Consider the following 18,626-nt stretch of genomic DNA (forward strand, 5'->3'; position numbering starts at 1 on the left):
CTATAAACTAACTCATATGGATATTTTTACTTTACTAAATAATTATAGGAAACTACAGAAATTTTCCTATACGTTTTTTCTTTTACTTTTTGTATTTACGGCCCTATCTTCTTTTAGTGGTTATGGTAGAGGATTAGACTTCGCTGTTTACTTTGTAGACTCAGACGGAGATAAAATTCCCGATTCAAAAGATTTAGACTCTGATAATGATGGTATACTTGATACTGTTGAAGGCTACAGTGCTTATGCTTCAAGAGATACGGATAACGATGGCGTTCCAGATTATTTAGATATAGATTCTGATAATGACGGAATCTTAGATAATGTAGAAGCACAGTCTACCGATGGCTTTATTCCAGCAACTGGCGTAGATAGCGATATGAATGGTCTTGATGATGCGTATGAGCATTGCCCTAAACAAGGTTTAACTCCAATTGATACCGATGGTGATGGTGTTCCAGATTATTTAGATATTGATTCTGATAATGATGGCATCTTAGATAATGTGGAAGCACAAAATGATTCCAATTATATCAAACCATGTCCTTTAGATGCAAACGGTAATGGTTTAGATGATCATTATGAAAATTATTCAGGTACAGGTTTAACTCCAGTTGACACAGATGGTGATAAAATTCCGGATTATAGAGACATAGATTCTGATAACGATGGTATTCTTGATAATGTAGAAGCTCAAAATTCCTCGAGTTATACTTCTTATTATGGGCAAGATTCTGATGGAAACGGATTGGATGATCAGTACGAAAACACTCCTGGTTCGGGTGAAGGTCTAACTCCGGTTAATACGGACACAGATACTAATCCTGATTTTAGAGATATTGATGCTGATAATGATGGTATTCCAGATAACGTAGAAGCACAAACAACAGAAGATTATAAAGCACCAAGTGGAAACGATTCAGATATGGATGGTTTGGATGATGCTTATGAAGGTAGTGGGAATGAAGGATTAACTCCAGTAAATACAGATGGAGAAGATACTGCTGATTACAGAGACTTAGATTCAGATAACGATTCAGTTCCAGATAACAACGAAGGAAACGATTTTAACTTTGATGGTATTCCAGATCAGACGTATACAGGCGTAGATACGGATGGTGATGGTTTAGATGATGGTTATGAAGGATCGGATGTAAATGATGGTTTTGATGTTAATGATGAAATCAACGATCCAGCAAATGATTTACCAGATACAGACGGTACCGAAGATGTTAACTATAGAGATTTAGATGATGACGGTGACGAAATCAACACGCCAGATGAAGATGCAGATGGTGACGGTGACCCAACCAATGATGATACTGACGGTGACGGTACTCCGGATTATTTAGATCCTACAGATGGAATAGATACCGATGGTGATGGTGTTCCAGATGCAACAGATTTAGATGATGATAACGATGGTATCTTAGATGTTGTTGAAGATCCAAATACTGATGGAGATAATGATCCATTGACAAATCCAACAGATACAGACGGTGATGGTATTCCAAATCATTTAGATATTGATGCTGATAACGACGGTATTCCAGATAACGTAGAAGCACAAACAACAGAAGATTATAAAGCACCAAGCGGAAACGATTCAGATATGGATGGTTTGGATGATGCTTATGAAGGTAGTGGGAATGAAGGATTAACTCCAGTAAATACAGACGGAGAAGATACTGCTGATTATATCGATTTAGATTCAGATAACGATTCAGTTCCAGACAACAACGAAGGAAACGACTTTAACTTTGATGGTATTCCTGATCAGACGTATACAGGAATAGATACAGACGGTGATGGTTTAGATGATGGCTATGAAGGATCAGATGTAAATGATGGTTTTGATGTTAATGATGAGATCAACGATCCAGCAAATGATTTACCAGATACAGACGGAACAGAAGATGTTAACTATAGAGATTTAGATGATGATGGTGATGGTATCAATACGCCAGATGAAGATGCAGATGGTGATGGAGACCCAACCAATGATGATACTGACGGTGATGGTACTCCTGATTATTTAGATCCTACAGATGGAATAGATACCGATGGTGATGGTGTTCCAGATGTAACAGATTTAGATGATGATAATGATGGTATCTTAGATACAGTAGAAGATGCGAATGTAGATGGAGATAATGATCCATTAACAAATCCAACAGATACAGATGGCGATGGTATTCCAAACCATTTAGATATTGATGCTGATAATGATGGTATTCCAGATAACGTAGAAGCGCAAACAACAGAAGGGTACATTGCACCTAACGAGGATGACGAAGCTACTTATGTTGCAAATGATGGATTGAATAGTGCTTATCCTGATGGGTTAACACCAAACAATCATGATGGTGAGGATACTCCAGATTATATCGATTTAGATTCAGATAACGATTCAGTTCCAGATAACAACGAAGGAAACGATTTTAACTTTGATGGTATTCCAGATCAGACATTCACCGGTGTAGATACAGACGGTGATGGTTTAGATGATGGCTATGAAGGATCAGATGTAAATGATGGTTTTGATGTTAATGATGAGATCAACGATCCAGCAAATGATTTACCAGATACAGACGGTACAGAAGATGTTAACTATAGAGATTTAGATGATGACGGTGACGGTATCAACACGCCAGATGAAGATGCAGATGGTGATGGTGACCCAACTAATGATGATACTGACGGTGATGGTACTCCTGATTATTTAGATCCTACAGATGATAATGGTACGGATACGGACGGAGATGGTGTTCCAGATGCAACAGATTTAGATGATGATAATGATGGTATCTTAGATACAGTAGAAGATGCGAATGTAGATGGAGACAATGATCCATTAACAGACCCAACGGATACAGACGGCGATGGTATTCCAAACCATTTAGATATTGATGCTGATAATGACGGTATTCCAGATAACGTAGAAGCGCAAACAACAGAAGGGTACATTGCACCTAACGAGGATGACGAAGCTACGTATGTTGCAAATGATGGATTGAATAGTGCTTACCCTGATGGGTTAACACCAAACAATCATGATGGTACGGATACTCCAGATTATATCGATTTAGATTCAGATAACGATTCAGTTCCAGATAACAACGAAGGAAACGACTTTAACTTTGATGGTATTCCAGATCAGACATTCACCGGTGTAGATACAGACGGTGATGGTTTAGATGATGGCTATGAAGGATCAGATGTAAATGATGGTTTTGATGTTAATGATGAGATTAACGATCCAGCAAATGATTTACCAGATACAGACGGTACAGAAGATGTTAACTATAGAGATTTAGATGACGATGGTGATGGTATCAACACGCCAGATGAAGATGCAGATGGTGATGGTGACCCAACTAATGATGATACTGACGGTGATGGTACTCCTGATTATTTAGATCCTACAGATGGAATAGATACCGATGGCGATGGTGTTCCAGATGCAACAGATTTAGATGATGATAATGATGGTATCTTAGATACAGTAGAAGATGCGAATGTAGATGGAGATAATGATCCATTAACAGACCCAACAGATACAGACGGCGATGGTATTCCAAACCATTTAGATATTGATGCTGATAATGACGGTATTCCAGATAACGTAGAAGCGCAAACAACAGAAGGGTACATTGCACCTAACGAGGATGACGAAGCTACTTATGTTGCAAATGATGGATTGAATAGTGCTTATCCTGATGGGTTAACACCAAACAATCATGATGGTGAGGATACTCCAGATTATATCGATTTAGATTCAGATAACGATTCAGTTCCAGATAACAACGAAGGAAACGACTTTAACTTTGATGGTATTCCAGATCAGACATTCACCGGTGTAGATACAGACGGTGATGGTTTAGATGATGGCTATGAAGGATCAGATGTAAATGATGGTTTTGATGTTAATGATGAGATCAACGATCCAGCAAATGACTTACCAGATACAGACGGTACAGAAGATGTTAACTATAGAGATTTAGATGACGATGGTGATGGTATCAACACGCCAGATGAAGATGCAGATGGCGATGGTGACCCAACTAATGATGATACTGACGGTGATGGTACTCCAGATTATTTAGATCCTACAGATGGAATAGATACCGATGGTGATGGTGTTCCAGATGCAACAGATTTAGATGATGATAATGATGGTATCCTAGATACAGTGGAAGATGCGAATGTAGATGGTGATAATGATCCATTAACAGATCCAACAGATACAGATGGCGATGGTATTCCAAATCATTTAGATATTGATGCTGATAATGATGGTATTCCAGATAACGTAGAAGCGCAAACAACAGAAGGGTACATTGCACCTAACGAGGATGACGAAGCTACTTATGCTGCAAATGATGGATTGAATAGTGCTTACCCTGATGGGTTAACACCAAACAATCATGATGGTACGGATACTCCAGATTATATCGATTTAGATTCAGATAACGATTCAGTTCCAGACAACAACGAAGGAAATGACTTTAACTTTGATGGTATTCCAGATCAGACCTACACAGGAGTAGATACAGATGGTGATGGTTTAGACGATGGCTATGAAGAATCAGAAGTAAATGATGGTTTTGATGTTAATGATGAGATTAACGATCCAGCAAATGATTTACCAGATACAGACGGTACAGAAGATGTTAACTATAGAGATTTAGATGACGATGGTGATGGTATCAACACGCCAGATGAAGATGCAGATGGTGATGGTGACCCAACTAATGATGATACTGACGGTGATGGTACTCCAGATTATTTAGATCCTACAGATGGAATAGATACCGATGGCGATGGTGTTCCAGATGCAACAGATTTAGATGATGATAATGATGGTATCTTAGATACAGTAGAAGATGCGAATGTAGATGGAGATAATGATCCATTAACAGACCCAACAGATACAGACGGCGATGGTATTCCAAACCATTTAGATATTGATGCTGATAATGACGGTATTCCAGATAACGTAGAAGCGCAAACAACAGACGGGTACATTGCACCTAACGAGGATGACGAAGCTACTTATGTTGCAAATGATGGATTGAATAGTGCTTATCCTGATGGATTAACACCAAACAATCATGATGGTGAGGATACTCCAGATTACATCGATTTAGATTCAGATAACGATTCAGTTCCAGATAATAACGAAGGAAACGACTTTAACTTTGATGGTATTCCAGATCAGACATTCACCGGTGTAGATACAGACGGTGATGGTTTAGATGATGGCTATGAAGGATCAGATGTAAATGATGGTTTTGATGTTAATGATGAGATCAACGATCCAGCAAATGATTTACCAGATACAGACGGTACAGAAGATGTTAACTATAGAGATTTAGATGATGACGGTGATGGTATCAACACGCCAGATGAAGATGCAGATGGTGACGGTGACCCAACCAATGATGATACAGACGGTGATGGTACTCCTGATTATTTAGATCCTACAGATGGAATAGATACCGATGGTGATGGTGTTCCAGATGCAACAGATTTAGATGATGATAACGATGGTATCTTAGATACAGTAGAAGATGCGAATGTAGATGGAGATAATGATCCATTAACAGACCCAACAGATACAGATGGCGATAGTATTCCAAATCATTTAGATATTGATGCTGATAATGATGGTATTCCAGATAACGTAGAAGCGCAAACAACAGAAGGGTACATTGCACCGAATGAAGATGACGAAGCTACTTATGCTGCAAATGATGGATTGAATAGTGCTTACCCTGATGGGTTAACACCAAACAATCATGATGGTGAGGATACTCCAGATTATATCGATTTAGATTCAGATAACGATTCAGTTCCAGATAACAACGAAGGAAACGATTTTAACTTTGATGGTATTCCAGATCAGACATTCACCGGTGTAGATACAGACGGTGATGGTTTAGATGATGGCTATGAAGGATCAGATGTAAATGATGGTTTTGATGTTAATGATGAGATCAACGATCCAGCAAATGATTTACCAGATACAGACGGTACAGAAGATGTTAACTATAGAGATTTAGATGATGACGGTGATGGTATCAATACGCCAGATGAAGATGCAGATGGTGATGGTGACCCAACCAATGATGATACCGACGGTGATGGTACTCCAGACTATTTAGATCCTATTAATGATACACCAGGTATCGATACTGATGGAGATGGTGTTCCTGATAGTGTAGATTTAGATGATGATAACGATGGTATCTTAGATACTGTAGAAGATGAGAATATAGATGGAGATAATGATCCATTAACAAATCCAACAGATACAGACGGCGATGGTATTCCAAATCATTTAGATATTGATGCTGATGATGATGGTATTCCAGATAATGTAGAAGCGCAAACAACAGAAGGGTACATTGCACCTAACGAGGATGACGAAGCGACTTATGCTGCAAATGATGGATTGAATAGTGCTTATCCTGATGGGTTAACACCAAACAATCATGATGGTGAGGATACTCCAGATTATATCGATTTAGATAGTGATAATGATTTAGTTCCCGATTTTAATGAAGGAAATGACTTTAACTTTGATGGTATTCCTGATCAGACGTATACAGGAATAGATACAGACGGAGATGGTTTAGATGATGGTTATGAAGGTTCAGATGTTAATGACGGATTCGATGTAAACGATGAGATCAATGATCCTGCAAATGATTTACCAGATACAGACGGTACCGAAGATGTTAACTATAGAGATTTAGATGACGATGGTGACGGAATCAATACGCCAGATGAAGATGCAAATGGTGATGGTGATCCAACCAATGATGATACAGATGGAGATGGTACTCCAGACTATTTAGATCCAACGGACGATACACCAGAGAATGAAAAGATTGAAGTGAATCAAATGGTAACTCCAAATGGTGATGGTAAGAATGATTTCTTGTTCATTAGAAATGTGGATTCAGCTTTTAATAATTCACTAAAGATCTTCAATCGATGGGGAATAGCAGTATATGAAGGTGAAGGGTATAACAACCAGAACAATGTATTCGACGGACGTTCAAGAGGTAGATCTACTGTTTCTAAAGATGAATATTTACCATCAGGAGTATATTTTTACATATTCGAATATCAAGATATTAACAATAAAGGAGTAACCGATAGTGGTTATATCTATGTAAGTAAATAATAGTATTGAGAACACTATATATTATGAATAAACTAATTTTTTTATTATCCGTAGTAATGGCATCGTTTTTTTTTCAAAACGCAAATGCCCAACAAGATCCACAATATACCCAGTATATGTTTAACACCATGAGTGTAAATCCTGCCTATGCAGGATCTCGTGGACAGTTAAGTATAACGGCGCTATACAGATCGCAATGGGTAGGTTTAGATGGTTCACCAACGTCACAAACTTTAAATTTACATTCTCCTATTAGGAATAGTAGATTAGGATACGGGGTATCTATTGTGAATGATGAAATTGGTAATGGTACTGTTCAAGAAACCTATTTTGACGGAGTTTTGTCTTATACACTAGACGTTTCGCAAACCGCAAAGTTGTCATTTGGTTTGAAAGCAGGGGGTAACCTATTGAATTTAGATTTTAATAAACTTAGAAATTTTGATAGTGAAACAGTTACAGGAGATAATATCGAAAATAAATTTTCTCCAAATTTTGGATTAGGATTGTATTATCATACGGATAAGTTTTATTTAGGTTTATCTGCTCCAAATATTTTAGAAACCGATCATTTTGATAATTCTGAACGAGACGCAGATTCGGTAACTTTCTTATCAACAGAACGTATCAATTTTTATGCTATTACTGGTTATGTATTTGATTTGTCTAGTGAATTCAAATTTAAGCCTGCACTTTTAACAAAAGTTGTGGGTGGGGCACCTTTACAGGTAGATCTTTCTGCTAACTTTATGTATAATGATAAATTCACTTTTGGTGCAGCATATAGATGGGATGCAGCGGTAAGTGCGATGGCTGGATTTCAAGTATCTGATCAGTTCATGATTGGGTTAGCTTATGATAAAGAAACTACAGAATTAGGATCTACAAGATTTAATGATGGTTCTTTTGAAATCTTCTTGAGATATGAGTTAATGAAATCATTCCAAAAATTAGTATCACCACGTTTCTTCTAAATTACAATTATGGTTAGAAAAATACTTTTTACAGTAGGTCTACTACTTATTTCAATTGGAAGTTTATCCGCACAAGAAAAAAGTCTTGAACGCGCTAATACCAAATATGACGAATTCTCGTTTAGCCCTGCTATCGATATTTATAAGAAGGTTCTTGATAAAGGTTTTGTTTCAGCAGAACTATTAAAGAAGTTAGGAAATTCTTATTACTTCAATGCTGAATATAAAAATGCATCTGAAATTTATGAAAGGCTGGTAACGGAATATCAATCGGAGGTAACTCCAGATTATTATTTTAGATACGCACAGACCTTAAGAAGTTTAGGAGAATATGAGGCGGCGGATGATTTAATGCAGAAATTTTCAGAGATCACTTCTGCCGAAGATTATAGAGCTAATAACTTTACTTCGGATAGAGATTATAGAAAAGAGATTAAGGAAAATTCGGGGAGATATACCCTTAAGTCATTTGAATTTAATACGGTATATTCAGAGTTTGCACCTGCATATTATAAAGAAGGTTTGTTGTTTTCGTCAGATAGAGATACAGGTAACTTAGCGAGATATAGACATACTTGGAATTCTAAAGATTTCTTAGACATCTATAAAGTAAATGCAGATAGTCTTTCTATGGGTAGGGTTGTTAAAATGAATAAAAACATTAACACCCGATTGCATGAATCTACAGTAGCAGCAACTAGAGGTGGCAGTGTAATATACTTTACGAGAAACAATTTCAAAGAAGGTAAATCTACAAAAGATGAAAACGGAGTAATTCGTTTAAAGATTTTTAGAGCTATTATCCAAGATAGTATAGTAGCGTATCTTGAAGAGCTTCCTTTTAATAGTGATAGCTATTCTGTTGCGCACCCGGCGTTGAGTCCTGATGAAAAAACATTGTACTTTGCATCAGATATGCCTGGTACTTTGGGTGAATCAGATATTTTTAAAGTAACAATCAACGATGATAGAACATTTAGTACGCCTGAGAATCTTGGGAGTTCAATAAATACTGAAGCAAGAGAAACATTTCCTTTTGTATCAAGTGAAGATGTATTATACTTTTCTTCAGAAGGCCACCCGGGTTTAGGAGGCTTAGATGTTTTTGCGACTAAAATTAGGGATAACGATTATACGGGTAACGTAAAAAATGTTGGGGAGCCTATAAACGGGCAGTTAGATGACTTTACGTTTATATTTAATGAAGATGACAGAACGGGGTATTTTGCATCTAATAGAGCTACTGGTTTAGGAAATGATGATATCTATAGTTTTGTAGAAAACATCCCATTACAATTAGAATGTAGACAGGAAATTTCAGGTGTCGTTAGAGATAAAATTTCGAATCAGGTTTTGGTAGGAGCTACTGTAAAAGTGATCAACGAAGACAATATTGAAATTTTACAAACACTTACGGATGCTAACGGGTATTATGAAATTTTAATTGATTGTGATCAAGGAAATTTTGTTCGTGCTATGACAGATGGGTATATTCCGTCAGAAGAGTATATGGGAGAATCTGATGGCGAGCCTAAAGTAATTGATTTTTACTTAGAACGTGATAAGGTTTCAGGTGGTTTTGGTGACGATTTAGCGAAGTTATTGCAATTGAGTACGATATATTTCGATCTAAATAAATATAATATTAGACCAGATGCAGAAATTGAGATTCAGAAAGTAATTGCAGCCATGGAGAAGTATCCTAGTTTGAAAATTAAAGTTAATTCTCATACGGATAGTCGTGGTAAAGATGCTTATAACTTATGGTTGTCTCAAAAAAGAGCAGAATCTACGGTTGGTTATATGGTTTCAAAAGGAATTGCTGCAGATAGATTAGAGGGTGAAGGTTTCGGAGAAACCAAACTGGTAAATAATTGCGGTAACAATTCTAAATGTTCTTCTAAGGAGCATGATTTAAACAGAAGATCAGAATTTATTATTAGGGAATAACAGCTCTTAAAATTACATAAAAAAGGCAGCTACTATACTGGTAGCTGCCTTTTAGTTTTTTACATATTTATCAATTACGGGAAGTAAATTTTGCTGATTTAACAATCAAAATCCATTTGTTAACAATATTTTTGTAGGATTTTACATCTTTTTTTCTCTAAGTACACAACAAAATTTTCGAATTAGACTAGCGGATACATACTTTTGGGTGTTGAATAATTTCATTCTAGCACTAACCAAAGTTTCTATCGTGATAAATAAAATAATACTAACCTTTATACTGCTATTTTCTGCAGTACAGATGGTACGGGCACAATGTTCAAATACTGAATATGGTATAGCTACTAGTTTTGCAGCAAATATTACCAATACGAATAATATTTTGGGTGCTCCCAATAATCAATCTACTGTTTTTGGCGCTAATTCTCAATTAGTTGTTCGTTTAGCTAATCCAGTTCTGGTGGGTACTCAAATTACTATAAGACTTCGTAGAAATACCAATAATGCAGGGTTATTAATTTATAACTCAGATCAAGAAGCGAGCGGTTATAATAATTTAGCCCAATATAACTCAACAAACACAGCGCTAGGTTCAACAATAAATGTAACGTATACAGCAAACCGTACTATAGAATACCTATTATTTCTAGGCAATTCTAATAATGGAGAAACATTTAGTGTAGATGCTATCAGTTACTGTGCTCCAGATGACCCAAATATTTTAGTTGATGATGTTTCAATTTCAGAAAATTCAGGTTCTGCAATTTTTAATGCCGTTCATGATGGGTCAGCCACTGCAGGAAGTTTCTCTGTAAATTATCTTATAACAGCAGGCTCCGCAACAGCGGGTGTAGATTATACCACAAGTTCTGGAGTATATACAGGAACCCTAAATTTTAATGGTACCAGTGGAGATACAGAACAAATAACCGTTTTAATAACCGATGATTTAGATTTTGAAGGTCCGGAGACCTATACTATAAGTTTTACGTCAGTATCAGATGCATCAGTAGTTATTACAGATACAGCCACTGGAACAATTAACGATAATGATATCCCAGCAAATACACCATTAACATTGTTTTCAGAATTTAATGGCTATTTTGATTATGCATTAACAGGAGGGAGTTTAAGAGATACGTCTAATCCTACTACTTCCATAGTGGCTAGTTCTTCTAATACCTTAACAACCGCAGTTCCTGCAACTGCACAAATTAAAAAGGCATATTTGTTTTGGACTCATTCTGGCGCTACCCCTGATCTTTCTATAACATTTGAAAATCAAACTGTTGCTGCAGATTATGCGAATCAATATGTTATTAGTAGTTTATCATTTTATGCATTATTTGCTGATGTTACAACGTTGATTAACGGTATAGGAGTGAGCAATTTAAATAGTACCACTTTTGATTTTTCAGATTTAAATGTTGATAACTCGGGCAGTTACGCAAGTGGAAATGTTACCTTGGGTGGTTGGAGTTTGATGATCTTTTATGAAGAGCCAACCTTACCGGCAGTGTCTATTAATCTCTATCAAGGTTTTATCGGGTATCAAAATACTTCTACACCGGTTAGTTTTGCTTTAGATGGTTTCTATGCTATTTCTACCGTTGGTGCCAAAGCAACTTTCTTATCTTGGGAAGGTGATCCATCTAGTGGTGGTGAACTATTATCACTAACTACTTCTTTGGGAACTAATGAATTGTCTGGTGATGGTGATAATATAGGTGCAGTTGACAATCCTTTTAATGGAACCATTTTTGACAATACTGTTGTGCCAAATATTAATAACACCACAACTTTTGGCCTAGATTTAGACACCTACGATATTTCTACATTTATTGCTCCTGCAGAATCTTCAGTAACTGCAAATGTATAAATGGGAGGAGATTTTGTGCTCTTGAATGCAGTAGTGCTAAAAGTGCCATCCAATTTAATTTCTGGAAATATTTTTGAAGATGTCAATTATCCGGGCGGGTCAGGTCGTAATTTAAACAATGCTTCAGGGGTTGGAATATCTAATGTTACCGTTGAACTTTATGACAGTTTCAATACGTTAATGGAGACTACGACAACCAATTTAAGTGGTGATTATTCTTTTGCTGGTATGGTCAATGGCAATTATTCTATACGAGTTGTAAATTCAACCGTAATATCAACTAGAGGTGGCGGAGCTACCTGTAGCACATGCTATGGAGTGCAAACTTTTAGGGTAGAAAATAGTACAGGATTGTCAGAAATAGTTAACGAAGTAGGTGGTGCCAATCCTTCATTACAAGATAGCAATCCAGGTGTTTTTACGGGTGCGCAGAGTATAAGTGTTGTTGCCCTTGCAAATAATGGAAAAGCTAATATCGATTTTGGTTTTAATTTTAATACAATAGTTAATACTAATGAGGATGGACAAGGATCTTTAAATCAATTTATAATAAATTCCAATGATTTAGATGAAACAGGCTTAGATATCGCTGCCAATAGTATTTTTGATCCTGCTGCTGGAGAAGATATTTCCATATTTATGATTCCTCCTACGGGTGATGCTCAGGGAAGAACGGCGGATACAAATTATTCATCAGGTATTTTTGATATCTTCATTCCTAATACTAAATCCTTAGCTGTTATTACAGATGACAATACGAGTATTGATGGCAGAACGCAAACGGCATATTCTGGAGATACAAATACAGGAACTACTGGGCTAGGTGGCTCTAATGTTGGTGTTTCTGTAAATACTTTAACAACTTTTGCTAATCCTGAAATTCAGATTCATAGAAATGCAGGAGATTTAATAAGAATTCAAGCGCTGAATACAGTAATTAGGAATGTATCAATATATGCAAATAATAATGCCGGAATTCGTTTAGATTCAGGAGCTGCTTTAATTACAGAAAATCTTATAGGTGTTAACGCTCAAGGTAATAATTCAGGGAATATTGATTATGGTGTTGAAGTTGTTGGCGGTGAAATTGTTATACGTGATAATTATATTGCAACGACATCAGATGCAGGTATATTAATTAATGGAGGTACCAGTACATTAATTCAAGGTAATCAAATTACAGCAAATGGTACAGGGGCTTGTTTTGATAATATAAAGATTCAAAATGGTTCTAGTATTAATATTACAGGTAATTTAATTGAAAAAGCAGGTGCACTTGGTATTGATACAGATGGCTATGCTGGCAATTTAGTAATTAGTGAAAACACAATACTAAATTCTGGACAAAATGGTGGTGATTGTAGTGGTTCAATAGAGAATGCAGGAATCAAATTAGACGGTAATAATTCAATAATTTTAAAAAATATAATAGCTTCTAATGGAGGGGCAGGAATTGTTATTTCTGGTGGCACAACTACTGGGAATTTAATATCACAGAATTCCATTTTTGCGAATGGAACAGCAGCCCCCGCGCTAGGAATAGATTTAGATGCAACAGATTTAATAGGAGATGGAATAACACTTAATGACTCCAGTGATGGAGATTCAGGTCCTAACGGATTATTAAATTTCCCTGTGATTTCCAATGCATTTATATCTGGAGCAAATTTAGTTATTGAAGGATGGTCACGACCAGGAGCAACAATTGAAGTGTTTTTAACCGATATTAATGAAGGTAGTGCTGTTACAGGAGATAATCAATTGGGTCTTTCTACAGATTATGGTGAAGGACAAACATATCTCGCTACAGTGACCGAAGGTTCTGCTGCAGATGTATCCGCAGCAGTGAGTCCTTACACAGATGTAGATGGTAATACAGATAATTCAAATAAATTTAAATTTGTGATACCTGGACCGCTTACTATTGCTGCGGGTAATTTTATTACTTCAACAGCAACAATCTCAAATTCTACTTCAGAATTCTCACCGTTTAGTATGATCAAAAATTATACGGTAATCACAAATAGAAGGATAACCTATCGGGTAAAGAAAAATTAATAATCGGATGAAGTGTAGTGTTTTTAAGTTGAAAAAAGGATAGGATTTGTTGGTAATCAATACCTAACAACAGAACTATTTGTTTTTACGGTTGTATAGTTCACTTTTGCAACATTTATTTCCTATTTAAAGGCTAAAGGTAGATTTTTGATAAGTAGACGTACTATCAATAATTCAACCCAACTATTCTATGCAATAGAATAGACAGCCACAGCCAATGATTAAAATTGCAAACTTTAGCAGTAGACAACTTATAGCCTTCACCATCTTGCTAATTAGCTTGTTTCATGCACAAGCTATTTATTTTCAAAGCATTTTCACAGAAAGTGCGGCTACTTATAGTAGTTTACACTTAATAGAAACAAAAGGCGGTAGATCTGCTTGGTCAGATTTTTACAGTCATGAAGTTTCAGATGTTCTCGTTCTAGAGAACAATAATCATGTTTCCAAAACTTTTTTTTTAATACGTAATAATACATTGATCAATGTGCAAGCTATTTTCGCAGTTGGACTGATTGGTGATTGGGCTGAGAGGCAAGCTTTTTCGGGAGCTATTAGTACTGATGGAAGAACAGCAATGCAAATTTTCATTCAAAATACATGGGGTACTTTTGGCAATGTGGCGCGCAGATGTACATCAATAATAGAATATTCGGTTTAACATATGTTTTATTAAGCACTATTAACAGTATATATGGATTTATTGAAAAAAATAGTATTTACCTTATTCTTTATTTTGGCTGGTTTTAGTACTTATGGCCAAGAGACGATTACAATCGAGGTAAATTGGCCTAATTGGTCTTCTCAAAATAGAGTAATTTTAAGAAATCCCGCAGCTAATCAGATTGGTTCTGTTTGCAACCCTTCAAATTGTTATGTTAATAATGTTGGAGATAGCTCTTACGATAATATAGCAAGTCCAACTTCTTTTTCAGGATTAACTGCCGGAACAGGATATTCATTAGTGCTAGAAGACAGTTTTGGAGATGGTTGGAACGGTTCTGGTGCCTATGTACGCGTGTTTCAAAACGGAAATCTAATTACGCAATCAACCTTAAGTAGTGGCTCTTCAAGTACAGTAAGTTTTAATATCGTTACAGCCAATGCACCGCCTGTCATTTCCGCTACGGGCAATGAGGAATATTGTACAGCAACAAATATACCCGTAGTCCAGTCTATAAGTATTACTGATTCTGATGATACGACAGCGGAAGCAGTTGCAGTACAAATATCTTCAGGTTATCTTAATGGAGAAGATGTATTAACATTGACTGGTACACATTCTTCAATAACAACAACATGGAGCGCTGTTGAAGGGAAACTTACATTAGCTGGTCCGGCTACGTTAACCGAATTTGAAAATGCAGTTGCTGCTATACGCTATTCGAGTAGTTCTACGAATCCAACAGGTTCTAGAAATTTTTCCATTACGGTGGGAGATCCTAATTATTTACCATCTATGGATCATTACTACGAATTTGTTTCTAGTATCGGAATAACGTGGACGGCGGCTAGAGATGCGGCAGCTTTACGAACCTATTATGGGTTGCAGGGCTATTTAGCTACATTAACTTCGCAAGAAGAAGCAGATTTTTCTGGCTCTCAGGCTCAAGGTACAGGTTGGATTGGCGCTTCTGATGCTGCTGTTGAGGGTGATTGGCGTTGGGTAACAGGGCCAGAAGCAGGTACCTCTTTTTGGAGTGGAACAAGTTCAGGGAATACCGTAGGACCTACATTTTTTGCCTATTGGAATGGAGGCGAACCTAATCAATCAGGTAATGAAGATTATGCGCATATTACAGACCCTTCAGTAGTTAGAGGATCTGGAGGTCCTGGTTCTTGGAATGATTTGAGTAATACAGGGTCAGGGAGCGGAGCATATCAGCCAAAAGGATATATTGTTGAGTATGGTGGATCAGCAGGAGACCCTACAATAAATATATCAGCTTCCACATCAATTCAACTAGACTCTGAAGCACCTACTTGGATTACTGTAAGTGGCAGTCTCGATGAAACTTATCAATGTGCAAGTGAAATTGCAACAGTGCCATCTTGTACTGATTTAAGGACAACCTATTTCAATCAAGCACAATATTCTTGGGGTTTTGGACTTCAAAACTCTACGGGGACTATAGTTCCGGAATGGGAAGTACGTATAAACAATGCCAACTACCAATTAAACCCAACGCAATTATCCAATCAGTCTGCTTTTACCTACACAGAAGTAGATAATGGCAATGGAACTTATAATTTAATTTTGACGGGAACAAGTGCTATTCAAGCCTATAGTAGTATTCCAGGTGGAAATATAGAATGGTCAGGAGTTAATTTTGGTTTTACCCCTACATCTAACGGTATTTCTATTTACTGTGGCTCAGCCGCTCCAACCATGCCAGAGGCAACAGATAATTGTGCTATAGCCTCAATAGATGAAGTAAGTAATGTTACCGTTAATAATGGCTGTGCCAATAATTATACGCAAACAATTTCTTATCAGGCTACAGATACTAATGGTAATTTGAGTTCTTTGTTTGTAAAGACTATAACGGTTAATGACAATACGCTACCCACTGCCAGTAACCCAAATGATGTAACTGTATATTGTCGCTCAGATTTTCCAGTACCGGACAGTACCGTAGTAGATGACGAATCAGATAATTGTACGAGTAACCCCGTAGTCACTTTTATTAGTGATTCGAGTGATGGACTTTCAAATCCTGAAACAATTACGAGAACCTATTCGGTTACTGATGATTGTAGTAACGCTATTAATGTCACCCAACAAATAAAGGTGTATGCTGTTACTATAAATACGGCGCCAACACATCAATACGCGATTATTGGAGATGATGCTGTTTTTTCTGTAGCAGCAACAGGTGGTGCTAGTGGTAATTTAGCGTATCAATGGCAGCAAAGCATAGATAATGGTGCTACTTTTACAAATATCTCTGGAGCAACCAATAGCAGCTATACAGTATCAAACGTAAGTATGGCAGATCATAAAAAACAATTTCGAGTTTCAGTTTATGATTCAGCTCATATTTGTACTGATGAATATTCAAATGAAGTTATATTGTTTGTAGACGAAGATACAGATGCAGATGGGATCTTAAATATATTAGATTTTGATGATGATAATGATGGAATTTTAGATACTGACGAAGGTTGTGGGAATTTAATAATGAACCCTTCTTTTGAACAACAAGATTTTACTGATCCAGCAACTTTTCCAAATGGATTTACAGATGGTTCTGGTACATTTATAGGCGCAACATACAATACAAATGCGTTAGCAGGTTGGAATTATACGACTAATTTAGATGGCTGGGTAGGCGGAGGAAGTCCATCTTGGACTCCAGACGTTTATGCTCTAGCATACCATGGCAACCAATATATAGATGTTACAGGTAACAATGATGTAACAAGTGGAGTGAACAACACGCTTTCTCAAATCATCACCACAGAAATTGGTAAAACATACCTGTTTTCATTCTTTTGGGGTGAAGATATAGGGCATGAGACAGGAACACAAGTAACATTAGATGTAGACGTAATAGATTCTGGGAATACGCATATTATTGATGAAACGCTAAATTACACCGCAGAGGGTCTTGTCCAGGGTATAAGAGGTCCTCAAAAATGGTTTTATTATGAACACAGTTTTGTAGCTACAACCACGGAAACAACCATTCAATTTTATGCAACTCCTGATAGGACTTCAAATGGAGCTGCTTTAGATTTAGTAAGTGTTTCATCCAGTACAGAATGTTTAGATAGTGATAATGACGGAGTTCCAAATGTTTTTGATTTGGATAGTGATAATGATGGTATATATGATGCTGTGGAAGCTGGTCATAATCAAGCCCATATTAACGGAGTTGTTCCTGGAGCAGTCGGCACAGACGGTGTGCCAGATAATGTTCAAAATAATCCAAATAGTGAGGCCGTGAATTATACGTTATCAGATGCTGATTTAGATGTGATACCGGATGTTTTAGAATTTGATTCAGACAATGATGGGTGTAATGATGCTGATGAAGCCTTTGCTGATCCAGACGCAGATTTAGATAATAATGGAATGTATGGTTCAGGATCGCCTGCGGTAAATTCAGATGGAACCGTTATTGCAGCTTCTTATCAAGAACCAGCGGATGCCGATAATAATAGTACCTATGACTTTTTAGAAATAGGTCAATCTTCAACGATTACATCAGAACCGACGAATCAAACCATATTTGTTAATACGCCAGCCACTTTTACTGTAATTGCAAATGATGCAAATTCATACCAATGGTATGAAAGTTCAGATGGTGGAGTACTATTTTTACTATTAGCAGATACTACAAAATATTCTGGTAGCCAGACTTCTACTTTAACTATTAATACACCTACTATAGCGGATAATGGTAAGTTGTATCGTGTTATAGTTACTAACAATTTTGCCTGTGCTATTGATAGAACATCTCAGCAAGCCTTATTAAATATAAAAGCAAAGACAATAATTACAAATAGAAGGATAACTTATAGAGTTAAAGCCAATTAAAAAAACGGTTATTCTGATAAAAGAGCT

At 36.7% G+C, this 18,626-nt stretch carries 7 protein-coding genes; all 7 read left to right on the forward strand.

The genetic code is table 11. The features are described 5' to 3' along the window. Window positions 1-16 precede the first annotated feature (16 nt). The 7 genes from GQR94_RS12740 to GQR94_RS12770 all read left to right on the forward strand — a co-directional run bounded on the left by GQR94_RS12740 (window position 17) and on the right by GQR94_RS12770 (window position 18,599). Window positions 17-7,195, forward strand: coding sequence for a gliding motility-associated C-terminal domain-containing protein (locus tag GQR94_RS12740; RefSeq protein WP_158975855.1), 7,179 nt, complete (start codon window positions 17-19; stop codon window positions 7,193-7,195). 23 nt (window positions 7,196-7,218) lie between these two features. After that, window positions 7,219-8,169 carry a type IX secretion system membrane protein PorP/SprF gene (locus GQR94_RS12745; RefSeq protein ID WP_158975856.1) on the forward strand — a complete coding sequence of 317 codons (951 nt, stop codon included), beginning with the start codon at window positions 7,219-7,221 and terminating at the stop codon, window positions 8,167-8,169. A gap of 9 nt (window positions 8,170-8,178) precedes the next feature. Then, window positions 8,179-10,119 carry an OmpA family protein gene (locus GQR94_RS12750; RefSeq protein ID WP_158975857.1) on the forward strand — a complete coding sequence of 647 codons (1,941 nt, stop codon included), beginning with the start codon at window positions 8,179-8,181 and terminating at the stop codon, window positions 10,117-10,119. 250 nt (window positions 10,120-10,369) lie between these two features. After that, a complete protein-coding gene (locus GQR94_RS12755; protein ID WP_158975858.1) occupies window positions 10,370-11,998 on the forward strand; it encodes a Calx-beta domain-containing protein in 1,629 nt (542 codons plus the stop codon). Next, window positions 11,999-14,056 carry a right-handed parallel beta-helix repeat-containing protein gene (locus tag GQR94_RS12760; protein WP_158975859.1) on the forward strand — a complete coding sequence of 686 codons (2,058 nt, stop codon included), beginning with the start codon at window positions 11,999-12,001 and terminating at the stop codon, window positions 14,054-14,056. Window positions 14,057-14,273: 217 nt separating this feature from the next. Beyond that, window positions 14,274-14,717: a hypothetical protein gene (locus tag GQR94_RS12765; RefSeq protein ID WP_158975860.1), complete on the forward strand. Its 444-nt coding sequence runs from the start codon at window positions 14,274-14,276 to the stop codon at window positions 14,715-14,717. A gap of 33 nt (window positions 14,718-14,750) precedes the next feature. After that, window positions 14,751-18,599, forward strand: a complete 3,849-nt coding sequence (locus tag GQR94_RS12770; RefSeq protein ID WP_158975861.1) for a hypothetical protein — start codon at window positions 14,751-14,753, stop codon at window positions 18,597-18,599. Window positions 18,600-18,626: the final 27 nt, after the last annotated feature.

Origin of the sequence: Cellulophaga sp. L1A9 (genome assembly GCF_009797025.1) — a bacterium.
Taxonomy (GTDB): domain Bacteria; phylum Bacteroidota; class Bacteroidia; order Flavobacteriales; family Flavobacteriaceae; genus Cellulophaga.